This is a genomic window from Pseudomonas sp. Sample_9, from assembly GCF_004307535.1.
GTDB classification, from domain to species: Bacteria; Pseudomonadota; Gammaproteobacteria; order Pseudomonadales; family Pseudomonadaceae; genus Aquipseudomonas; species Aquipseudomonas mercuritolerans.
The window spans coordinates 22,921-45,600 of the sequence record NZ_RAZO01000063.1 but is presented as its reverse complement, the minus strand read 5'-3'; the positions used below and the strand labels follow the sequence as shown (position 1 = coordinate 45,600).

Annotated in this window: 20 protein-coding genes; 14 read left to right on the top strand and 6 right to left on the bottom strand. The window is 59.4% G+C overall.

The annotated features are described in order from the left end of the window. Both rlmM and tusA read left to right on the top strand, forming a co-directional pair. Nucleotides 1-431, top strand: a 431-nt coding sequence (rlmM, locus tag D6877_RS03785; RefSeq protein WP_130909907.1) for a 23S rRNA (cytidine(2498)-2'-O)-methyltransferase RlmM, incomplete at its 5' end; no start/stop codon positions are given. Nucleotides 432-587: 156 nt separating this feature from the next. Continuing rightward, nucleotides 588-827, top strand: a complete 240-nt coding sequence (gene tusA / locus D6877_RS03780) for a sulfurtransferase TusA (RefSeq protein ID WP_178083627.1) — start codon at nt 588-590, stop codon at nt 825-827. A gap of 134 nt (nt 828-961) precedes the next feature. On the opposite strand, the gene D6877_RS03775 is transcribed toward tusA, so the two are convergent. Beyond that, nucleotides 962-2,371: an MATE family efflux transporter gene (locus D6877_RS03775; protein WP_038862250.1), complete on the bottom strand. Its 1,410-nt coding sequence runs from the start codon at nt 2,369-2,371 to the stop codon at nt 962-964. Nucleotides 2,372-2,531: 160 nt separating this feature from the next. Here D6877_RS03775 and pdxB point away from each other — a divergent pair, with 160 nt between their 5' ends. Beyond that, nucleotides 2,532-3,677: a 4-phosphoerythronate dehydrogenase PdxB gene (gene pdxB / locus D6877_RS03770; RefSeq protein ID WP_130909901.1), complete on the top strand. Its 1,146-nt coding sequence runs from the start codon at nt 2,532-2,534 to the stop codon at nt 3,675-3,677. Between the two features lie 154 nt (nt 3,678-3,831). Here pdxB and D6877_RS03765 read toward each other — a convergent pair whose 3' ends face one another. Next, a complete protein-coding gene (locus D6877_RS03765; protein WP_130909900.1) occupies nt 3,832-4,011 on the bottom strand; it encodes a PA1571 family protein in 180 nt (59 codons plus the stop codon). Between the two features lie 258 nt (nt 4,012-4,269). Here D6877_RS03765 and D6877_RS03760 point away from each other — a divergent pair, with 258 nt between their 5' ends. Together D6877_RS03760 and D6877_RS03755 are read left to right on the top strand one after the other, a co-directional pair. Further along, on the top strand, nt 4,270-6,054 hold the full coding sequence (locus D6877_RS03760) for an ABC transporter transmembrane domain-containing protein (RefSeq protein WP_178083625.1): 1,785 nt from the start codon (nt 4,270-4,272) through the stop codon (nt 6,052-6,054). 56 nt (nt 6,055-6,110) lie between these two features. Then, entirely contained in the window at nt 6,111-7,127 is a 1,017-nt protein-coding gene (locus D6877_RS03755) for a Fic family protein (protein ID WP_130909905.1), read from the top strand. Between the two features lie 105 nt (nt 7,128-7,232). Here the strand turns inward: D6877_RS03755 and D6877_RS03750 are convergent, their stop codons facing one another. After that, nucleotides 7,233-9,161: a transglycosylase SLT domain-containing protein gene (locus D6877_RS03750; RefSeq protein ID WP_130909899.1), complete on the bottom strand. Its 1,929-nt coding sequence runs from the start codon at nt 9,159-9,161 to the stop codon at nt 7,233-7,235. A gap of 214 nt (nt 9,162-9,375) precedes the next feature. Here D6877_RS03750 and D6877_RS03745 point away from each other — a divergent pair, with 214 nt between their 5' ends. After that, nucleotides 9,376-11,298: an ATP-binding cassette domain-containing protein gene (locus D6877_RS03745; RefSeq protein ID WP_125918334.1), complete on the top strand. Its 1,923-nt coding sequence runs from the start codon at nt 9,376-9,378 to the stop codon at nt 11,296-11,298. Nucleotides 11,299-11,490: 192 nt separating this feature from the next. Here D6877_RS03745 and D6877_RS03740 read toward each other — a convergent pair whose 3' ends face one another. Next, a complete protein-coding gene (locus D6877_RS03740; protein ID WP_016775498.1) occupies nt 11,491-11,928 on the bottom strand; it encodes a universal stress protein in 438 nt (145 codons plus the stop codon). 103 nt (nt 11,929-12,031) lie between these two features. Here D6877_RS03740 and D6877_RS03735 point away from each other — a divergent pair, with 103 nt between their 5' ends. From D6877_RS03735 to D6877_RS03705, 7 genes are all read left to right on the top strand, one after another. Then, complete coding sequence (locus tag D6877_RS03735; RefSeq protein ID WP_024013641.1) at nt 12,032-12,469, top strand: hypothetical protein; 438 nt, start codon at nt 12,032-12,034, stop codon at nt 12,467-12,469. Nucleotides 12,470-12,995: 526 nt separating this feature from the next. After that, entirely contained in the window at nt 12,996-15,143 is a 2,148-nt protein-coding gene (gene fadB / locus D6877_RS03730) for a fatty acid oxidation complex subunit alpha FadB (protein ID WP_130909898.1), read from the top strand. A 29-nt stretch (nt 15,144-15,172) separates the two neighbouring features. Then, on the top strand, nt 15,173-16,348 hold the full coding sequence (gene fadA, locus D6877_RS03725) for an acetyl-CoA C-acyltransferase FadA (protein WP_016775495.1): 1,176 nt from the start codon (nt 15,173-15,175) through the stop codon (nt 16,346-16,348). A 93-nt stretch (nt 16,349-16,441) separates the two neighbouring features. Beyond that, the gene (locus D6877_RS03720; protein WP_016775494.1) at nt 16,442-16,678 is read left to right on the top strand and encodes a DUF1653 domain-containing protein; all 237 of its coding nucleotides are present in this window, start codon (nt 16,442-16,444) and stop codon (nt 16,676-16,678) included. Nucleotides 16,679-16,792: 114 nt separating this feature from the next. After that, nucleotides 16,793-19,426 carry a type I DNA topoisomerase gene (gene topA / locus D6877_RS03715; RefSeq protein ID WP_130909897.1) on the top strand — a complete coding sequence of 878 codons (2,634 nt, stop codon included), beginning with the start codon at nt 16,793-16,795 and terminating at the stop codon, nt 19,424-19,426. Between the two features lie 144 nt (nt 19,427-19,570). Further along, nucleotides 19,571-20,095: a DUF6586 family protein gene (locus D6877_RS03710; protein ID WP_130909896.1), complete on the top strand. Its 525-nt coding sequence runs from the start codon at nt 19,571-19,573 to the stop codon at nt 20,093-20,095. A gap of 106 nt (nt 20,096-20,201) precedes the next feature. Next, nucleotides 20,202-20,435, top strand: coding sequence for a hypothetical protein (locus D6877_RS03705; protein WP_007953047.1), 234 nt, complete (start codon nt 20,202-20,204; stop codon nt 20,433-20,435). A gap of 96 nt (nt 20,436-20,531) precedes the next feature. Here D6877_RS03705 and sulA read toward each other — a convergent pair whose 3' ends face one another. Both sulA and lexA read right to left on the bottom strand, forming a co-directional pair. After that, nucleotides 20,532-21,005: an SOS-induced cell division inhibitor SulA gene (sulA, locus tag D6877_RS03700; protein ID WP_041477346.1), complete on the bottom strand. Its 474-nt coding sequence runs from the start codon at nt 21,003-21,005 to the stop codon at nt 20,532-20,534. A 10-nt stretch (nt 21,006-21,015) separates the two neighbouring features. After that, a complete protein-coding gene (gene lexA, locus D6877_RS03695; RefSeq protein WP_016775490.1) occupies nt 21,016-21,624 on the bottom strand; it encodes a transcriptional repressor LexA in 609 nt (202 codons plus the stop codon). A 229-nt stretch (nt 21,625-21,853) separates the two neighbouring features. Here lexA and D6877_RS03690 point away from each other — a divergent pair, with 229 nt between their 5' ends. Further along, nucleotides 21,854-22,561: a TetR/AcrR family transcriptional regulator gene (locus D6877_RS03690; RefSeq protein WP_130909895.1), complete on the top strand. Its 708-nt coding sequence runs from the start codon at nt 21,854-21,856 to the stop codon at nt 22,559-22,561. Nucleotides 22,562-22,680: the final 119 nt, after the last annotated feature.

The following is a 22,680-nucleotide window of genomic DNA, read 5'->3' as shown; positions in this document are numbered from 1 at the left end:
CCGCGCCGGGCGGCTGGACCTGGCAACTGGTCAACCGTGGCATGCTGGTGACGGCCATCGACAACGGCCCGATGGCTGAAAGCCTGATGGAAACCGGACTGGTCCAGCATCTGATGGCGGACGGTTTTACCTTCAAGCCGAAGCAGCCGGTGGACTGGATGGTTTGCGACATCATCGAGAAACCGGCGCGTAACGCGGCGATGCTGGAAGAGTGGATCGGCGAAGGACATTGCCGCGAAGCAGTGGTCAACCTGAAGCTGCCAATGAAGCAGCGTTATGCCGAAGTGAAACGTCTGCTCGAGCGCATTGCCGACGGTTTCAAGGCGCGTGGGATCAAGGTTGATATCGGTTGCAAGCAGCTGTATCACGACCGCGAGGAAGTGACTTGTCATCTGCGCCGGCACGACACCAGAAAACCCAAATCGCGCTGACACAACACTGAACCTGTGGGAGCGAGCCTGCTCGCGAAAGCGGTGGGGCTGACGGATTGCCTTCGCGAGCAGGCTCGCTCCCACATGGGTTGGACGATATCCCAAGCAATGCGCGACAATGCCGACCAGTTTCTGGAGTGAACCATGAGTGAAATGATCGATACCGCGGTCGACGGCACCCTCGACGCCACCGGCCTGAATTGCCCGGAACCGGTGATGATGTTGCACCAGCACATTCGCGATCTGGTACCCGGCGGCCTGCTCAAGGTGATCGCCACCGATCCCTCGACCAAGCGTGATATCCCCAAGTTCTGCGTGTTTCTTGACCATGAACTGGTCAGCCAGCACGAAGAGGCCGGCACCTATCTGTACTGGATTCGCAAGAAAGACGCTTAACAGCGGCTACACATAGAACAACTGTGGGAGCGAGCCTGCTCGCGAAAACGGTATCTCAGTCACTATTGATGGCGACTGATTCACCGCATTCGCGAGCAGGCTCGCTCCCACATTTTTTTGCCTTGCGTAAAGGCTCAACCCGCCGAACGACTGATCCGAATCCGCTTGCGCGCGCTGCGTGTCAGCCGGATCGACAGCATCAGTGCAGCGCAGCTCAAGCCGACGATCAAACCCTGCCACAAGCCGCTCGGCCCACGTGGCTCGCCGAGCCAATCGGTCAGGCCCAGCGCGTAACCCACCGGCAAACCAATCCCCCAGTAGGCGAACAGAGTCAGGATCATCGTCACCCGAGTGTCCTGATAGCCACGCAGTGCGCCGGCGGCAGTCACCTGGATCGCATCGGAAAACTGGAACAGCGCCGAGTAGACAATCAGCATCGCGGCAATGTGAATCACCGTTGGATCAGCGGTATAGATCGCCGCAATCGGCTCGCGCAGCGCCAGCATCAGGCTCGCCGACAGGCAGGCGTAGGCCAGCGCCGTGCCCATGCCGACTCCAGCGGCAAAACGTGCCTCACGCGGTTCCTCGCGGCCCAGCGCCTGGCCGACACGCACGGTGACCGCCATGCCCAGCGAATAGGGAATCATGAACACCAGGGAGCTGACGTTCAGCGCGATCTGATGCCCGGCCACCACCGTCGCGCCGAGGCTGCCGATCAGCAGGGCGATCACGGCGAAGATGCTCGACTCGGCAAACACCGCGATGCCGATCGGCAAACCGATCGACAGCAGACGTTTGATCACCGCCCACTGCGGCCAGTCGAAACGGCTGAACAGTTCGCTTGAGCGATAGGCCGGTGCCCAGCGTTCGTACCCGGCCAGGCCCAGCGCCATCACCCACATCACGATTGCCGTGGCCCAGCCGCAGCCAACGCCGCCCATGGCCGGCACGCCGAAGTGGCCATAAATGAAGATGTAGTTCAGCGGAATGTTCAGCGCCAGACCGCACAGGCCCAACACCATCGCCGGGCGGGTGCGGCCGATGCCGTCGCTGGTGCAGCGCAGTACGTGATAGAAGGCCACCGCCGGCAAGCCGCTGGCGATGCCGTGCAGATATTGCATGCACGGGCCGATCAACTCGGGATCGACCTTCATCAAGTGCAGCACCGGTTCGGCAGCGACCAGCATCGAGGTAGCGATCAATCCGACTACCAGTGCCAGCCACAACGCCTGACGCACGATCGGGCCGATCTCGCTGTGCTTGCCGGCGCCGAAACGCTGCGCGACCTTTGGCGTGGTGGCCAGCAGGGTGCCGGTCATCAACAGAAATACCGGAACCCAGATCGAGTTGCCCAGCGCCACCGCCGCCAGATCCTTGGGCCCGACGCGCCCGGCCATCACCGCATCGACGAAGCCCATGGCCGTGGTCGCCAGTTGCGCGATGATGATCGGCAGGGCCAGGGCGAGCAGGTTTTTCAACTCCAGGCGAATCCGCGCAGGGCGGCTCAGCGAGACGGCGACAGGTTGGTCAGTTACAGGGTTCACAGGCAAAGCGTCCAGAAAGTATTGATGCGCAGAGCGGCGCATTCTACGCCGCTGACGCCTCGGTCAGGAAATATCCTCTGTTGCGTATTTGTAAGCGCAAACCCTGCTGGCTGATCGACGCGTCAGCACCTAAACTGCCGATCCGCCCAAGGAGCCCGCCATGCTGATTGTTGCCGACGAAAATATCCCGCTGCTCGATGCCTTTTTTGCCGGTTTCGGCGACATCCGCCGAGTGCCGGGCCGCTCCATTGACCGCGCGACGGTCGCGCAGGCCGATGTGTTGCTGGTGCGCTCGGTGACCAACGTCAACCGTGCGCTGCTCGAGGGCAGCAAGGTGCGCTTTGTCGGCACCTGCACCATTGGCACCGATCATCTGGATCTGGATTACTTCAATGAGGCCGGCATCTGCTGGTCGAGCGCGCCGGGTTGTAATGCTCGGGGTGTGGTCGATTACGTACTGGGCAGTCTGATGACGCTGGCCGAAATCGAAGGGGCTGATCTGACGCAGCGTACTTACGGCGTTGTCGGCGCCGGTGAAGTGGGGGGGCGCTTGATCAAGGTCCTGAAGGGCCTGGGTTGGAACGTCAAGGTTTGCGATCCGCCACGTCAGGCTGCCGAGGGCGGCGATTATGTCAGCCTCGAGCAGATCATCGAACAGTGCGACGTGATCAGCCTGCATACGCCTTTGACCCGCAGCGGCGACTCTGCAACCTGGCACCTGTTCGATCAACAGCGTTTGCAGCAACTCAAGCAGGGTGCATGGTTGATCAACGCGGCGCGCGGCCCTGTGGTGGATAACGTTGCGCTACGTGAGGTGCTGCTGGAGCGCGAGGACCTGCAAGCGGTGCTCGACGTCTGGGAGAAGGAGCCGGAAGTCGACCCTGCGCTGGCCGAGCTCTGCTTATTGGCCACGCCACATATTGCCGGTTACAGCCTCGACGGCAAGCAACGCGGGACCGCGCAAATCTATCAAGCCTACTGCGCTTTCAGCGGCCAACCTGCAGTTATCCAGTTGAGTGATCTGTTGCCAGCGGCATGGTTGTCGGAGGTATCCCTGCACTGTGACAGCGACCCGGCGTGGGCGCTGGCGATGTTGTGCCGGGGCGTGTACGACCCGCGCCGCGATGATGCGGATTTCCGCCGCAGTCTAGTGGGAAATGTCGCTGAGCAGCGTGCGGCGTTTGACGCGTTGCGCAAGCAGTATCCGGTGCGACGCGAGATCGAAGGGCTGAAGGTGCGAATCGAAGGTGATGCGCCGGGGTTGCGGCAGATTGTTGAGGCGCTGGGGGCAACCCGTGTCCTGTAGGAGCTGTCGAGTGAAACGAGGCTGCGATCTCTTGATCTTGCTTTTTGGAGATCAAAAGATCGCGGCCTTCGGCAGCTCCTACACGATTCGCAGCTAAATTACAGATATAAAAAACCCGGCCAATCAGGGCCGGGTCAGGAAGGCGTTGGCTGTATCACTCTTGTTCGACAGGCTTGACCAATCGCTTCTCCAGTTCGCGGCAAGCGTCCTGGATCATGTCTTCAGTGATCGGTACTTCGCGGCCCTGCTCATCGATAATCGAGCAACCCAGAGACTGGTCGGGTTTGGTGCGGATCACTTCAATCTTGTCTTCGCTGCTGTGTTGCAAGGACATGGCCTGTCTCCTCATCAGGTTGTGTGCCTAAGTTAAAACCGCCACGTGACCAGGCTGTGACAACTCCCTGCGGTCTGTCGGCGGGCGGCATCTCTACTCAAACAGAAATGACCGCTCGTCTCAACCGCAACCTTAGACCAATCGTTTCTAGCATCCGGACATCCCGGGCATATTTAACCTGACTCATTGTGATTTACAGAGTTCCACCCCATCTGAGTCTGTAGGCTGGCCCGATCCATCTGCACAGACGTGAACTCCATGATCTCCATGCTTTCTTCCCGGCACCGGCGCGCCCTGCGCCTGACCAGTCATTTTCTCCTGCCGTACCGCTGGCATGCCTTCGGCGCATTGCTCGCGCTGATCGTCACCGCTGGCATCACCCTGTCGATGGGGCAGGGCATCAAACTGTTGGTCGATCAGGGCTTCATGACCCGATCGCCGCATCTGCTCAATCAGTCCATCGGGATTTTCATGCTGCTGGTGCTCGGGCTGGCCCTTGGCACCTTTGCCCGTTTCTATCTGGTGTCGTGGATAGGCGAGCGCGTGGTCGCCGACATTCGCCGTCAGGTGTTCAATCACTTGGTGTATCTGCATCCGGGCTTTTATGAGGACAACCGCAGCTCGGAAATCCAGTCGCGCCTGACCGCTGACACGACCTTGCTGCAATCGGTGATCGGTTCGTCGCTCTCGCTGTTCCTGCGCAATCTGCTGATGGTGATCGGTGGTGTAGTGCTGCTGTTCATTACCAATCCGAAGTTGACCAGCATTGTCGTGATTGCACTGCCGCTGGTGATCGCGCCGATCCTGATTTTCGGCCGCCGCGTGCGCAATCTGTCGCGCCAGAGCCAGGATCGCATCGCCGATATCGGCAGTTATGTGTCGGAAACCCTCGGCCAGATCAAAACCGTGCAGGCCTACAACCACCAGGTGCAGGACGAGCAGCGTTTCGCCTCGACCGTCGAGCAGGCGTTCGAAACCGCGCGCAAACGGATCTTCCAGCGGGCGTGGCTGATCACGCTGGTGATCGTGCTGGTGCTTGGCGCGGTGGCGGTGATGTTGTGGGTCGGCGGCATGGACGTTATGGCCGGGCGTATCTCGGCCGGGGAATTGGCGGCATTCGTTTTCTACAGCCTGATTGTCGGCAGTGCGTTCGGTACGCTGAGCGAAGTGATCGGAGAGCTGCAACGCGCTGCGGGTGCTGCTGAACGCATCGCGGAATTGCTGCGCTCGGAAAACATCATCCAGCCACCGTCGACCGGACTGGTCACTTTGCCAGCGCGAGTCAAAGGCGAACTTGAACTGCGCGACGTGCGTTTTTCCTACCCGTCGCGTCCGCAAAGCTTCGCAGTTGATGGCTTGAGTCTGACAGTGAGGGCGGGCGAAACCCTGGCACTGGTGGGGCCGTCGGGCGCGGGAAAATCCACGGTCTACGACTTGTTACTGCGCTTCTACGATCCGCGCGAGGGGCAGATTCTCCTCGATGGCGTGCCGCTGACCAGCCTTGACCCGCTGGATCTGCGCCGCTGTTTCGCCCTGGTCTCGCAAACCCCTGCGTTGTTCTTCGGCAGTGTGGAGGACAACATCCGCTACGGCTGCCCGACGGCCACGCTTGAACAGGTCAAGGAAGCTGCGCGAATTGCCCACGCCCACGACTTCATCGAACAAATGCCGGACGGCTATCAGACTCATCTCGGCGACGGCGGCCTCGGGTTGTCCGGCGGTCAGCGCCAACGTCTGGCCATCGCCCGCGCCTTGCTGGTAGACGCGCCGATCCTGCTCTTGGACGAAGCCACCAGTGCCCTCGACGCCCAGAGCGAGCATCTGATCCAGCAAGCCCTGCCAACGCTGATGGAAAACCGCACCACGTTGGTCATCGCGCACCGACTGGCCACGGTGAAGAACGCTGATCGGATTGCAGTGATGGATCAAGGCAAGCTGGTAGCGGTGGGGACACATCAGCAATTGATCGCCAGCAATCCGCTGTACGCACGGCTGGCGGCGTTGCAGTTTAATGATGGTTATGAGGCGACTAAACAGAACTGATGCATGGCGCCAACATCGGGCATCATTACGAACTGCATGATTTCCAGGATGAGGATATGAGTCGTTATCAGCCGCCGCTGACCCTGACTGCACGAATGATTACGCTGATCGCCGAAATCAGCGAACAGATAGGTCAACTCCTGGCTGTGGACGATAGTAGGCAGACGCCTCAGCTGCGTCGAAGCAATCGAATCCGTACGATTCAGGCTTCGCTGGCTATCGAAAACAATACATTGAGTGTTGAACAGGTCACTGCGGTCATTGCCGGGCGGCGTGTCTTGGGGCTGCCCAAAGAGATACAGGAAGTCCATAACGCTTTCGAGGCTTATGAGTCGATGGCCGCTTGGGATCCGGCCAGCAAGGCTGATCTTTTGCGGGCCCACGAGCTATTGATGAAAGGTTTGATCGAGGATTGCGGGCAACTGCGCCGTACGGGCGTTGGCATCTATCGAGGCGATCAGTTGGTGCATATGGCGCCGCCGCCGAGTCGGATTGCGCATTTGATCGATGACCTCTTGGCATGGCTTGGCTCATCCGATTGGCATCCGCTGATCATCAGCTGTGTCTTCCATTACGAATTCGAGTTCATTCATCCTTTCGCGGATGGAAATGGGAGGATGGGGCGTCTCTGGCAAACGCTGATTCTAAGTCAGTGGCGACCGGTGCTTGCCTACTTGCCAGTTGAGGCGGTTATCCGGGATCAGCAGGATGCCTATTACGCTGCGCTCTCGACAGCGGAGCGGATGGCAGAATCGACGCCGTTTGTTGAATACATGCTTCAGGCGTTGAGTCTTGCACTGCGCGAGGCCGTTGAAAGTGAGCAAGCGGCCGACCCAGTAACCGACCCAGTAAGGAAGCTGTTGCAAACGTTGGATAACCGGGCGCTGAAAACCAGCGAGTTAATGGGCGAGTTGGGCCTTAGACATAAAGCGACATTCAGGTCCAACTACCTTAAACCCGCGCTGGCAGCGGGATTTGTACAAATGACGGACCCTCAGAGTCCGAACAGTCCTGTTCAGAAATACCTGCTCACCGAGGCAGGCAAGCTCAAGGTCGCGCAGGAGAAGAGATAGATCTGCTGCACTTAAAAAATGCCCGCATTCCAGTGCGGGCATTTTTGTTAAGCCAGATCAAAAGATCGCAGCCTTCGGCAGCTCCTACGTAACCGGCATTACCGGTTACTGATCATCAAAATATCGCTCATGCCAATCCACCAGCGGCTGCGGCGAGTTGAGCTTCTGGCCGTAGATTACCGAGTACGACAGCACGTTCTGCACGTATTGCCGGGTTTCGTCGAAGGGGATGCTTTCCACCCAGACGTCGAAACTCAGGTGATCAGCGCCGCGCAGCCACTGGCGCACGCGGCCGGGGCCGGCGTTGTAGGCGGCGGAGGCGAGCACGCGGTTGCCGTTGAACTGGCTGTGTACCTGGCTGAGGTAAGCGGCGCCGAGCTGGATGTTCTTATCCGGATCGAGTACTTGCTGGGGCGAGGCCAGTGGGATGCTGAACTTGCGCGCGGTTTCCTTGGCCGTGCCGGGCATCAATTGCATCAGACCGCTGGCGCCGACGCCGGAGCGGGCGTCGTCCATGAAGGCGCTTTCCTGCCGGGTGATGGCGAACACCCAGCTCGAATGCAGGCCGCGAACCTTGGCTTCACGCACGAGGGTATCGCGGTGCGCCATCGGGAAGCGGATGTCCAGATCGTCCCAGTACTGTGCCTGACTGATGGTGCGAATCGCCGGAAAGTACCATTTCAGGTCGTAGGCCAGTTTGGCTTGGGCGACCATTTCATCGCGGTTGAAATGCCGGCTGACGTGATACCACTCGCGGCGCCCGTCGACGATCTGCCCGCGTGCATGGAACTCCAGCGCGCGGCGAACCCCGGGGGTATTTCGCACTTTGTTGATCAGCGCCTGGCTGAGCACCAGCGGTTTGTTGTTCAGCGAGTAAGGCGATTGTGAACGGTCTGCGGCGAGGAAGCCGTAGAAGTCGCGTTCCCGCGCCAGATTCTTGTACAAGGTCAGCGCTTGCGGGTTTTGTGGCTCGGCCAGTTCCAGGCTGCGCGCCTGCCAGTAGCGCCAACGGTTGGTGGTGGCCAGGTCTTGCGGCAGACGTTTGGTCAGCTCGTAGGCATCGTTCCAGCGTGCCAGACGCAAGAGCAGGCGCAGGCGCCATTCCGAGACGGTGTTGTCGCGCAGCTCCGGATCGTATTTGGTCATGACGTCCAGCGCGCGGCTGTCGAAGCGGCGCGCGAGGGTCAGGCCGATCTCGCGGGCGATCGCGACCTTTTCATCGCGTGAGAAATGCATGCTGCTGGCGTAACCGTCGAGCAGGGCCATGGCCTTGTCCGGGTCCTGCCGAGCAAGGCGGCGCAGGCCGAGGCTAACGACGTCGGACATCGGCTCGTCGGCCGGGGTGAAGCGCGACGGCTGATTGAGCAGTTCGGGTTTCTGCGCCACGTCGACCAGCAAGCGACCGCGCGGGGCGAGGGTGGTCAGGCCGTTTATCAGGCTGTTGGCCAGCGGATAGTTGCGCGCCTGCGCGGCAAGTTTGGTGCGCTCCCAGCGTTTCTGCTCGGTGAGCTGGCCGTCGGCAGCCCAGATACCGAACAGCGCGTCACAGGCGGCCGGTTGCGATTTGCCGGTCAGCCAGAGTTTTTCCGCATTGGCATAGCCTTCGGCTTTCTTGTCGTGGCTGATCTGGTACTGCGCGTTGAGGCAGTCGAGTTCGGTGAAATTCAGCTTTGGATCGTAATACTTGACGAACGTCGCCCAGTCGCCGCGATCGGCCAGCCAGCGCAACCAGCGCAGTTTCATCCAGTTGGCTTGCGGCAGGTCACCGTGTTCGGCGAGGAATTTCTCGATTTCCGCGTTGCTCGCGGTCTTCAGGCGCGCGGTCAGCTCGTCGTAGGCCAGGTACGGCTCCAGCGGATAATCGGCCAACGCCTGGCTGTAACGGAAATACGGGCCGGTATCGCCCTTGGCCAGTGCGCGTTTGGCTTCATCGTAATACTGGCGTTGGGTGGACAAATCCACCGCCTGGACGGATTGAGCGGCAGCGGCGGTAAGAAACAAGCAGGACAAAACACTGAAAAGGCGACTGCGCATGAGACATCCGGGCAGAGAAATCATGACAAGTGCCGATCGGAATCCGCACTGAATTGCCTGTAGCTTAGCCTTTTGCCAGCAAGCGGCGAAAGCTTTGCGCGCCTCGCTGCACAAGTTCGCAACAAATGTTGTGCAGAGTGCTTCGACAGACAAATTGCCGGCCTGCTGAAGCCTCAAGTCAGGTAGAATGCGCGCCCGGTTTTTGGAGAAGCTCATGACCCTGCTCAAATTCAGCGATGTGTCCCTTGCGTTCGGCGCTATGCCGTTGTTGGACAAGGTGTCCTGGCAGATCGCCCGTGGTGAGCGGGTGTGCATCATCGGCCGCAACGGCACTGGCAAGTCCAGCATGATGAAACTGGTCAAGGGCGACCAGAAGCCCGATGACGGCTCGGTGTGGCGTGCCCCCGGTCTGAAAATCGGCGAATTGCCGCAAGAATTGCCAGTGGCCGACGACCGGACGGTCTTCGACGTGGTTGCCGAAGGCCTGGACGGTGTTGGCGCCTTGCTCGCCGAATACCATCACCTGAGCCAGAACATCGTCACCGACGCCGATCTGGACAAACTGATGCACGTTCAGCACGACCTCGAAGCCCGTGACGGCTGGCGCTTGCAGACGCTGGTCGACAGCACCCTGAGCCGCCTGCAACTGCCGGCCGACAAGACCCTCGCCGAACTCTCCGGCGGCTGGCGTCGTCGCGTGCTGCTGGCGCAGGCGCTGGTGTCCGAACCGGACCTGCTGCTGCTCGACGAACCGACCAACCACCTGGACATCGGTGCGATTGCCTGGCTCGAAGAGGCGCTGAAAGATTTCCAGGGCGCCGTGCTGTTCATCACGCACGACCGTTCCTTCCTGCAAAACCTCGCCACGCGCATCCTCGAACTGGATCGCGGCGGCCTGATCGACTGGAACGGCGACTACGCCAGTTTCCTCGTGCACAAAGAAGCTGCGCTGGCCGCTGAAGAAACCGCCAACGCGCTGTTCGACAAGCGACTTGCTCAGGAAGAAGTGTGGATCCGTCAGGGTATCAAGGCCCGGCGTACCCGTAACGAAGGTCGCGTGCGCGCGCTGAAAGCCCTGCGCGTTGAGCGCAGTGAGCGTCGCGAGCGTACCGGCAAGGCCAACATCCAGCTCGAAACCGCCGACAAATCCGGCAAACAGGTGATGGTCCTCGAGAACGTGAGCTTCGCGCATCCGGGCGGGCCGTTCCTGATCAAGGATTTCTCCATGGTCCTGCAGCGCGGCGACCGTATCGGTCTGCTCGGCGCCAACGGTACCGGCAAGACCACCCTGTTGAAACTGATGCTCAGCGGTCTGCAACCGACCAGCGGTAAAGTGGAAGAGGGCACACGCATCGACGTGGCGTACTTCGACCAGTTGCGCCATCAGCTGGATCTGGAAAAAACCGTGATCGACAACGTCGCCGAAGGTCGCGACTTTATCGATATCGACGGTCAGAGCCGCCATGTGCTGAGCTATCTCGGTGATTTCCTGTTCAGCCCGCAGCGTGCGCGTACGCCGGTCAAGGCGTTGTCCGGTGGCGAGCGTGCGCGTCTGTTGCTGGCGAAGCTGTTCAGTAAACCGGCGAACCTGCTGGTACTCGACGAACCGACCAACGACCTCGATGTGGAAACCCTCGAGCTGCTCGAAGAAGTGCTGCTGACTTTCAACGGCACCGTGTTGATGGTCAGCCACGACCGGGCATTCCTCGATAACGTGGTGACCAGCACCCTGGTCTTCGAAGGCGAAGGCAAGGTTCGTGAATATGTCGGCGGCTATCAGGACTGGATCCGTCAGGGCGGCTCGCCGCGTCTGTTGGGTGTGACTGAAAGCAAGTCGGGCAAGGCTGACCTGAATTCGGCGGTGGTTACCGCTGAGCCGGCTCCGGTGGCTGCGCTTGCCGCTGCTGCTCCGGTTGCCAAGAAGAAACTCAGCTACAAGCTGCAGCGTGAGCTGGAAGCCTTGCCGGGCGACATCGACGCCAAGGAGCAGCAGATCGCCGCGGTTGAAGCGGAAATGGCTGAAGCCGGTTTTTACCAGCGTCCGCCGGCGGAAACGGCCAAAGTGATTGCTTCGTTGGAGCAATTGCAGGCCGAGCTGGATGCGTTGGTGGAGCGTTGGGCCGAGCTGGATGCCTGAATGCTCCTGATGTGAAAAAGCCCGGCGCTCAGTGATGAGCGCCGGGCTTTTCATATGTAACGCGATCTACAGGCTGGAACAGGTCACCTGTGGGAGCGAGCCTGCTCGCGAAAGCGGTGTGTCAGGCAGCACTCATATTGAATGTGCCGACGTATTCGCGAGCAGGCTCGCTCCCACAAACTGCAAGACAGATCAGCGTTTGACCAGGTGCACCGCCAGTACATCGCATGGCGCACCGTGCAGCACATCATTCGCGGTCGAGCCGAGCAGCAGTGCCAGGCCATGACGGCCGTGACTGCCGACCACGATCAGATCGCACGCTTGTTCCTTGGCGAAATGATGGATTTCCTGGCGTGGCTGGCCGTAGGTCAGATGGCAATTGGCGCCTTCGAGCTCGGGGTACTTCGATTTGAGTTTTTCAAGACGCTCCTTGGCCTGATCAAACTGTTGTTGTTGCAGTTGTGACAGGTCCATTGGCACGTCGCCACCGAAGGCCATGGCCATAGGTTCAACGATATGCACCAGCGACAACTTGGCAGCGTTGCTCACCGACAGCTCGCGGGCGCGGTGGATCACAGGGTCGCACTCTTCGGTCAGATCTACGGCGACCAGTATGTGGTGGTAGGGCATGAGGTGCTCCTCCTGAGGGTTCGATATTGGTAAGTATGGCTGGTTTCAAGCGCATTGGTTCGCTAGTGACACAATGGGCTCATCAAAAATCGGGAGTACAGATATGACGGTCTGGCTGGTGGTGTCAATCCTGCTGGTAGTTTTAAGTCCGCTGGCATGGTTGCGCCCGTCGCGCACGCAGAGCGGGCGCATGGCCCTGCGCATGGAAGCGCGACGCATCGGCCTGGCCATGCAGCTGGCGCCGCAGGAGTGGCCGCACTGGCTGCTGCCGGAGCCGCCGAATCCCTGCGCCCAATACCACCGGCCGCGGCGTGGCAGTCAACCGGCGTGCTGGACCTACTGGCAGAAAACCCCGGGCGTGTGGGTCAACCAATGGCAGGAAGTCTGCAGTGACCGGACCCTGCTCGATTATTTCGAAAAATTGCCGGGGAATGTTTTCAAGATCGAAGCGGACAAGCAGATGATCGCCTTGTACTGGGGTGAGAAGGGCGAGGCGACGGTTCTGCAGGATATCGACGCGACGCTGAAAGCACTGGCGTGATGCGCGGACTTTTCTCACTGCAACGGTGTGAAACGTCCGGCAGACGCGCAATAAAAAGCCCGACATGATTCGTCGGGCGGGTTGGCCAGGCAGGCCGGTAATCTTTTTTTGCGGCAGGCGCTTTGATCGCCCCGGCAAATTTCCTCGCAGTCCCCCCAGCGTAGCCTTCTGAACAGGGCTCGGCGGAAATTAGGGCGACTTTTCTAACTATTGATTCTATGAATGGCTCAACATCGAGACGGGTGTTGCTGCTCATCATGGTGCAGAAATGACTGCAAAGTCGCATTTCAGCCCGAATTTAGGGCGATTGACAATTGTCAGAAATTCCGTGAAGGTGACGTACCCGAATCAAACGGGCGTATGAATTGAGCGTTTGTCTTACAGACTGCTCCTACAGAATCCCGACTATCGCGTTGGCGGGTGTGCCAGGCAGACGGTGTCAGTATCGACGAGCAAAGCGTCCTTCTGAGCCATAACCCTGCGTCCGACGTGTACTGTTCAGCTTCCATATCGTGGAGATCAGTTGATGATTTACGAAGGTAAAGCCATCACGGTTAAAGCTCTTGAAAGTGGCATCGTCGAATTGAAATTCGACCTCAAGGGTGAGTCCGTCAACAAGTTCAACCGTCTAACCCTGAACGAACTGCGTCAGGCCGTAGACACCATCAAGGCAGATGCTTCGATCAAGGGCGTGATCGTCAGCAGCGGCAAGGACGTATTCATCGTCGGCGCCGACATCACCGAATTTGTCGACAACTTCAAGCTGCCGGATGCCGAGCTGGTTGCTGGCAATCTCGAAGCCAACAAGATCTTCAGCGATTTCGAAGACCTCAACGTGCCAACCGTCGCAGCCATCAACGGCATCGCCCTCGGTGGCGGTCTGGAAATGTGCCTGGCGGCTGACTATCGCGTCATGTCCACCAAGGCCAAGATCGGTCTGCCGGAAGTCAAACTGGGCATCTACCCAGGCTTCGGCGGCACTGTGCGTCTGCCACGCCTGATCGGTGTCGACAACGCCATCGAGTGGATTGCCGCTGGCAAGGAAAACCGCCCTGAAGACGCCCTGAAAGTCAGCGCCGTCGACGCCGTAGTCGCCCCTGAAAATTTGCAGGAAGCTGCCCTCGAGCTGATCAAGCGCGCCATCTCCGGCGAGTTCGATTACAAGGCCAAGCGTCAGCCGAAACTTGAAAAACTCAAGTTGAACGCCATTGAGCAAATGATGGCTTTCGAAACCGCCAAAGGTTTCGTGGCTGGCCAGGCCGGCCCGAACTACCCGGCGCCGGTTGAAGCGATCAAGACCATCCAGAAAGCCGCGAACTTTGGTCGCGACAAAGCACTGGAAGTGGAAGCTGCAGGCTTCGTCAAACTGGCCAAGACCTCTGCTGCGCAGAGCCTGATCGGCCTGTTCCTCAACGATCAGGAACTGAAGAAAAAGGCCAAGGCCTACGACGAAATCGCCAAAGACGTGAAGCAGGCTGCCGTACTGGGCGCCGGCATCATGGGTGGCGGTATCGCCTATCAGTCGGCCTCCAAAGGCACGCCGATCCTGATGAAGGACATCAACGAGCACGGTATCGAGCAGGGTCTGGCCGAAGCCGCCAAGCTGCTGGTCGGCCGCGTTGACAAGGGTCGCATGACCGCTGCGAAGATGGCTGAAGTGCTCAACGGCATTCGTCCGACCCTGTCCTACGGCGACTTCGGTCACGTCGATCTGGTTGTCGAAGCTGTGGTCGAGAACCCGAAGGTCAAGCAAGCGGTACTGGCTGAAGTCGAAGACAAGGTCAAAGAGGACACCATCCTCGCGTCCAACACCTCGACCATTTCCATCAGCCTGCTGGCCAAGGCCCTCAAGCGTCCGGAAAACTTCGTCGGCATGCACTTCTTCAACCCGGTGCACATGATGCCGCTGGTGGAAGTCATCCGGGGCGAGAAGTCCAGCGAACTGGCGATCGCCACCACCGTTGCCTACGCGAAGAAAATGGGCAAGAACCCGATCGTGGTCAATGACTGCCCGGGCTTCTTGGTCAACCGCGTGCTGTTCCCGTATTTCGGCGGTTTCGCCAAGCTGGTCAGCGCCGGTGTCGACTTCGTCCGCATCGACAAGGTCATGGAAAAATTCGGCTGGCCAATGGGCCCGGCATACCTGATGGACGTGGTCGGCATCGACACCGGTCACCACGGTCGTGACGTGATGGCTGAAGGTTTCCCGGACCGCATGAAGGATGACCGTCGTTCGGCCATCGACGTGCTGTACGAAGCCAAGCGCCTGGGCCAGAAGAACGGCAAGGGCTTCTACGCCTACGAGGCCGACAAGAAAGGCAAGCAGAAGAAAGTCGCCGATCCGTCGGTACTCGAAGTGCTCAAGCCGATCGTTTACGAGCAGCGCGAAGTCACCGACGAAGACATCATCAACTGGATGATGATCCCGCTGTGCCTGGAAACCGTGCGCTGCCTGGAAGACGGCATCGTTGAAACCGCCGCCGAAGCCGACATGGGTCTGGTCTACGGTATCGGTTTCCCTCCATTCCGTGGCGGCGCGCTGCGCTACATCGATTCGATCGGTGTTGCCGAGTTCGTTGCCCTGGCTGACCAGTACGCTGATTTGGGCGCGCTGTACCACCCGACCGCGAAGCTGCGCGAAATGGCCAAGAACGGCCAGAGCTTCTTCGGTTAAGCGCCCCCAACTAGAGTGAGAGTGAACTTATGAGCTTGAATCCTAGAGACGTCGTGATTGTCGACTTCGGTCGTACTCCGATGGGCCGCTCCAAGGGCGGCATGCACCGCAACACCCGCGCCGAAGATATGTCGGCGCACCTGATCAGCAAACTGCTGGAACGCAACAGCAAGGTCGACCCGGCGGAAGTCGAGGACGTGATCTGGGGCTGCGTCAACCAGACCCTGGAACAGGGCTGGAACATCGCGCGCATGGCGTCGCTGATGACCCAGATCCCGCACACCTCGGCCGGCCAGACCGTCAGTCGCCTGTGCGGTTCGTCGATGAGCGCGCTGCACACCGCTGCGCAAGCGATCATGACCGGCAACGGTGACGTGTTCGTGGTCGGCGGCGTCGAGCACATGGGCCACGTGAGCATGATGCACGGTGTCGATCCGAACCCGCACATGTCGCTGTACGCGGCGAAAGCCTCGGGCATGATGGGCCTGACCGCTGAAATGCTTGGCAAGATGCACGGCATCACTCGTGAGCAGCAGGATGCCTTTGGCGTGCGTTCCCACCAGTTGGCCCACAAGGCAACCGTGGAAGGCAAGTTCAAGGACGAAATCATCCCGATGCAGGGTTATGACGAGAACGGTTTCCTGAAACTGTACGACTACGACGAAACCATTCGTCCGGAAACCACCCTGGAAAGTCTGGCGGCGCTCAAGCCGGCATTCAATCCGAAGGGCGGCACCGTGACTGCCGGTACTTCGTCGCAGATCACTGACGGTGCTTCGTGCATGATCGTGATGTCGGCGCAGCGTGCCCAGGACCTGGGTATCCAGCCGATGGCGGTGATCCGTTCGATGGCAGTAGCGGGTGTGGACCCGGCGATCATGGGCTATGGTCCAGTGCCGGCGACACAAAAAGCCCTGAAGCGTGCGGGCCTTGGCATCAACGATATCGACTTCTTCGAGCTCAACGAAGCTTTCGCCGCACAGGCCTTGCCAGTGCTGAAAGATCTGAAAGTGCTCGACAAGATGAACGAGAAGGTTAACCTGCACGGCGGCGCGATCGCCCTGGGTCACCCGTTCGGTTGCTCCGGTGCACGTATTTCCGGCACCCTGTTGAACGTGATGAAGCAGAATAGCGGCACCTTCGGGGTGGCCACTATGTGCATTGGTCTCGGCCAAGGCATCTCCACCGTCTTCGAACGCGTTTAAGCGTCTCGTCGATGGAAGCCGGGGCCCAGTGCCCCGGTTTTTGTTTTTGGGTTTTTTATTTATTTTTGAAAAGATTTCAGTGAGGGCCGAAGCATGCCGATACAACCTGGGCTCTACCAACATTACAAAGGTCCGCAATACCGTGTATTCAGTGTTGCGCGGCATTCCGAAACCGAAGAAGAAGTGGTCTTTTACCAAGCCCTGTATGGCGATTACGGCTTTTGGGTGCGCCCGCTGAGCATGTTCGTCGAGTCGGTCGAAGTTGACGGCGAGCAGGTGCCGCGCTTTGCTTTGGTGCAAGCCGAACCGAGCCTTTTTGACAAGGCATGAGGCGACTGCGCAGACAACCCTGTGCTTGACCTCACCTTGTATCAACTATATATAGCGGTGCCGCGTCAGGCGCCAACCGCCTTTCACTTCTAGAATTCAGGAATTTTCTGATCCATGGGCAAATCGCTGGTCATTGTGGAATCCCCGGCTAAGGCCAAGACCATCAACAAGTATCTGGGTAACCAATACGTGGTGAAGTCGAGTATCGGCCATATCCGAGACCTGCCCACCAGCGGTTCGGCTAGCGCCAGCAAAGAGCCAGCCGCCAAGCGCGGCAAGGCGGCTGCGGGCGAAGGTCCGGTGCTCTCGCCGAAAGAGAAGGCGCGCAAGCAGCTGGTCTCGCGCATGGGCGTCGATCCGGAGCACGGCTGGAAAGCCCAGTACGAGATCCTTCCTGGCAAAGAGAAGGTCATCGAAGAGCTGCGCCGGCTCGCCAAGGATGCTGACACCATCTATCTCGCAACCGACTTGGATCGCGAGGGGGAAGCCATTGCCTGGCACCTGCGCGAAGCCATCGGTGGTGATGACAGCCGTTACAAGCGCGTGGTGTTCAACGAGATCACCAAGAAGGCGATTCAGGAAGCCTTCTCCGAGCCGGGCGAGCTGGACATTGATCGTGTCAACGCCCAGCAGGCGCGTCGTTTCCTCGACCGCGTCGTCGGCTACATGGTATCGCCGCTGCTGTGGGCCAAGATCGCCCGTGGTCTGTCTGCCGGGCGCGTGCAATCGGTTGCCGTGAAACTGGTGGTCGAGCGTGAGCGCGAAATCCGTGCGTTCAATCCCGAAGAATACTGGGAAGTGCATGCCGATCTCGGCACTGCCAAAGGCTCGGCCGTGCGTTTCGAAGTGGCTCGCGAAAAAGGCGAAGCCTTCAAGCCGCTGAACGAAGCCCAGGCCATGGCTGCGCTGGAGAAGCTCAAGTCCTCCAGCTACAGCATCGTCAAGCGCGAAGACAAACCGACCAGCAGCAAGCCATCGGCGCCGTTCATCACGTCGACCTTGCAGCAGGCTGCGAGCAACCGCCTCGGTTTCGGCGTGAAGAAAACCATGATGATGGCCCAGCGTCTGTACGAAGCCGGCTACATCACTTACATGCGTACCGACTCGACCAATCTCTCGGCCGACGCCGTGGCGATGGCGCGCACTTACATCGAAGACGAGTTCGGCAAGAAGTACCTGCCGGAAACGCCGAACGTCTACAGCAGCAAGGAAGGCGCGCAAGAGGCTCACGAAGCGATTCGTCCGTCCGACGCCAACACTACGCCAAGCAAGCTGGCGGGCATGGAGCGTGATGCCGAGCGTCTGTACGAGCTGATCTGGCGCCAGTTCCTCGCCTGCCAGATGCTGCCAGCGCAATACCTGTCGACCACCGTCAGCGTCGGCGCTGGCGACTTCGAACTGCGCGCCAAGGGCCGTATCCTCAAGTTCGACGGTTACACCCGGGTGATGCCGCAGATTGCCAAGCCTGGCGATGATGACGTGCTGCCGGACATGGCGCAGGGCGATGTGATGAAGCTGATCAAGCTCGATCCGTCGCAGCATTTCACCAAACCACCGGCGCGTTACTCCGAGGCCAGTCTGGTCAAGGAAATGGAAAAACGCGGCATCGGTCGTCCTTCGACCTACGCTGCGATCATTTCGACCATTCAGGATCGCGGTTATGTGACCCTGCACAACCGTCGTTTCTACTCGGAAAAGATGGGTGACATCGTCACCGAGCGTCTGTCCGAGAGCTTCTCCAATCTCATGGACTACGGCTTCACCGCCGGCATGGAAGAGAACCTCGATGACGTGGCGCAGGGCGAGCGCGACTGGAAAAATGTGCTGGACGAGTTTTACGGCGACTTCAAGAAGAAGCTCGAAGTAGCGGAAAACCCGGAAAGCGGCATGCGTGCCAACCAGCCGGTCATGACTGACATTCCGTGCACCACGTGCGGTCGTCCGATGCAGATTCGTACCGCATCGACTGGCGTGTTCCTCGGCTGCTCGGGCTACAGCCTGCCGCCGAAGGAGCGCTGCAAGGCTACCGTCAACCTGGTGCCGGGCGATGAAATCGCCGCAGACGACGAGGGCGAATCGGAATCGCTGGTCCTGCGTGGCAAGCATCGCTGTCCGATCTGCAGCACGGCGATGGACGCCTACCTGCTGGACGAAAAGCGCAAGTTGCACATCTGCGGCAACAACCCGGATTGCGCCGGTTACGAAATCGAAGAAGGCAGCTATCGCATCAAGGGCTATGAAGGTCCGAGTCTGGAATGCGACAAGTGCGGCAGCGAGATGCAGCTCAAGACCGGCCGTTTCGGCAAGTTCTTCGGTTGCACCAACCCGGAGTGCAAGAACACCCGCAAGCTGCTGAAGAGCGGTGATGCGGCGCCGCCGAAGATGGATCCGGTGAAGATGCCTGAGCTGAAATGCGAAAAGGTCAACGACACCTACATCCTGCGCGATGGTGCGTCCGGTCTGTTCCTGGCCGCCAGTCAGTTCCCGAAAAACCGCGAGACTCGCGCTCCGCTGGTGATTGAGATTCTGCCGCACAAGGACGAGATCGATCCGAAGTACCACTTCCTGTGCGAGGCTCCGCAAAAGGATCCTGACGGTCTGCCAGCGGTCATCCGCTACAGCCGCAAGACCAAGGAGCAATACGTACAGACCGAAGTCGATGGCAAACCGACAGGCTGGAAGGCGTATTACGACGGTGGCAAGTGGACTGTTGAAGACAAGCGCAGCGCAAAGGCCAAGGCTGAGTAAGCGTTAGTCTGAACAGCGAAAAGGCCGCATGAAACCTTGAGGGTTTCATGCGGCCTTTTTGTTTTGTGCTTGCGGTGGCATCGGCTGATCCACGACACTGTCCGACCTGTGTGAAGCAATTATTTCGTTGTGGAGGCTGCCGTCATGGCCCACGAACTCTATACCCGCACCAACCAGAAGATCTATTTCGCCGGCCTGTCACTCGAGGCTCTGGCTCGTGCTGAAGAGGGGCGGGCGATGAATTCCCTGGCGCTGATCCAGGCCGGGCGCGAGTCGGCGCTGTTTCACCTCTACGGCGCACTGCTGGGTTTGTGTCATGAGATCGCCGGCTTTTATCGTCTGCCGCAGGCCAATTCGCCGAGGGCGGAGGAGTTGCTTAAGCGCGAAGTGCTGGAGTCCATCGCGATCCCGGAGCTGGCGGAAATGGTCGAGCTGGCCGGTAATCCGGAAACCTGGCTGGCCAAGCTGCTGGCGGCACACGCAGCACTGTTTCAGCCACCGAGGGCGCCACGCAAGCCGAAAGGCGACGTGACGCAGCCGCTGATTCAAGCGGTAAATCTTGATGAAGAAGAGGCGCCAGAAGAGTTGAGTCGAGATGAGCTGGAGAGCTGGCGGCAGAACCTGAAAGGTCTGGCCCTGCGTTTCCGGGAAGGCTTGAACGAGTGCTGAGGTAGTTTGGCGCAGTGGCAATCTGAAACATGCTGCTGGTCAAGATCCTGAGCGAAGCTCGAATGATGTCTATATAATCGCTGCCTTTCGTGGAGAACAGACCTATATGCCAACGTCCTTTCTAGAAATTGTCGAGTTACCAGACGGCCGAATCGAACTGCGCAGGGCTGAGGACGAAGGTTCTCTGGTGACGCTGGATTTCTCCGAGGATGCCAAGGCGTTCCTGCAAGGCCAGCACGTTGAAATCGCCAAAGCGATGTTGAGCGTTGGCGTGCAGATGGCAGGTCGCATGGTTGAAGGCGAGTTTGATAAGGATGAGGGGCCGCGGGTTCTTCATTGATTCACGCTTTGGCCTTTGCTCGGTCGCTTGCGCTTCAGATCGGCTTCTCTGTCCTTGGAGAAGCCCTGCGCTTCACACAGCGCGCACTACCATCAATCAACCCAAACGAATGTTCAGGCTCTGAGCTTCGCCCGTACGCGCGGCGCTGATCAGTTGTTGCCGGGAATTGGCATTCAACGGGTTTAGCCAGGTCACCACGGTGTGGCTGCGACCCAGTCGCAACGCTTCGCACGCCAGTTGCTGAGCACTCTGAGTGCCGCGCGGTTGCAGCAGAAGAATGCGTTCGCGGTTCAGGCCAGCATCGCGCAGCCAGGTTTGCGTCAGGCTGGCGGGCGGAGCGATCAATGTGAGCCAGCGTGCATCCTGGTCTTCACTGAGTTCGCGAAGGATCGGGGCGAGCAGGTTCAGGCAATTCCCGGCCGCACCGCGCAATGACAGCTCACTGAAAGCGTCAGGCTTGGCATTCCAGTCGCGCTCGACCACGTCTTTGAGGATCGGCGCGATAGGCTGCGCCAGAAACGCTTCGAATAAAGGCAGTTGGGTTTGCTGCGGTGTGTGTGGGAACTGCATAAAGCCTCCTTTAGCGGCGAATGACGCCGACACTCAAGCCTTCGATCACCAGTTCCTGATCTTTCAGGTCGACTTCGATAGGGGCGAACTCGGGGTTTTCGGCGATCAGCCAGACTTTGCTGCCTTCACGCTTGAAGCGTTTGACCGTCACTTCGTCGCCGATACGGGCAACCACAACCTGGCCGTTACGCGCTTCGCGGGTGGTGTGCACTGCCAGCAGGTCGCCGTCGAAGATGCCGATGTCCTTCATGCTCATGCCGTGCACACGCAACAGGTAGTCGGCGCGAGGATGGAAGAAGGTCGGGTTGATGTTGCACGATTCTTCGATGTGCTGCTGGGCGAGGATCGGCGCGCCGGCAGCCACTCGGCCAATGATCGGCAGGGTGGAGTCGTCGGCCTTGGCTTCAAAGCCGGGAATACGGATGCCGCGGGAAGCGCCCGGGGTCATCTCGATCGCGCCCTTGCGGGCCAGGGCCTTGAGATGTTCCTCCGCCGCATTTGGCGATTTGAAACCCAGTTCCTGAGCGATTTCCGCACGGGTGGGCGGATAGCCGTTGTCTTCGAGGCAACGTTTGATAAAGGCCAGAATCTCGGCTTGGCGTGGCGTCAGCTTTAGCATATTGATCGCTCTGTCTTTTTATACAGTGACTGGGATTATATACAGTGAAGCGGTCTTGGCAATGGGCGTTTTTTTGCCGCCCGCCGAGCGGTCGCGAAGGGCGCTTATTAATGCTGGTGCCTTGTGTGGTTAAATAGCTGACCGACCATTCCCAAAACGAACCGGCAGGCTTGACAAGGCACAGGCTGAAACGTATGTTTCAAACAAGTGTTTGTCAGGCGGAGTAGCCATGGCCCAGTCGGAAACCGTTGAACGCATTCTTGATGCTGCCGAGCAGTTGTTCGCGGAGAAAGGATTCGCTGAAACCTCATTGCGTTTGATCACCAGCAAGGCTGGCGTCAATCTGGCTGCGGTGAATTATCACTTCGGCTCGAAAAAGGCGCTGATCCAGGCGGTGTTCTCGCGCTTCCTCGGTCCGTTCTGCGCCAGTCTCGATAAAGAGCTGGAGCGCCGGCAGGCCAAGCCGGACAACAAGCCGACCCTCGAGGAGCTGCTGGAGATTCTTGTCGAGCAAGCGCTCGTCGTGCAGCCTCGCAGCGGTAATGACCTGTCGATCTTCATGCGCTTGCTCGGCCTCGCGTTCAGTCAAAGCCAGGGCCACTTGCGGCGTTATCTGGAAGACATGTACGGCAAGGTGTTCCGCCGCTACATGCTGCTGGTCAATGAAGCGGCGCCACGCATTCCACCGATCGAACTGTTCTGGCGCGTGCACTTCATGCTTGGCGCCGCAGCGTTCAGCATGTCCGGGATCAAGGCCTTGCGCGCGATCGCCGAGACCGATTTCGGCGTCAATACTTCCATCGAACAAGTGATGCGCCTGATGGTGCCGTTTCTCGCTGCCGGCATGCGCGCCGAAACCGGCGTCACCGATACAGCCATGGCCAGTGCGCAATTGCGTCCGCGCAGTAAATCCATGCCGGTCGCCGCCAAGGTTTGACCGCGCACGGGTGGGCGCGGCAGCTGGTATCCGCTAAGCTAGCCGGCCATGCCGACTCTCGTACTGAACCCGATCTGCATGAATTCTGCTGACCGTCCGGGCAATGCCCACGGTAGCGA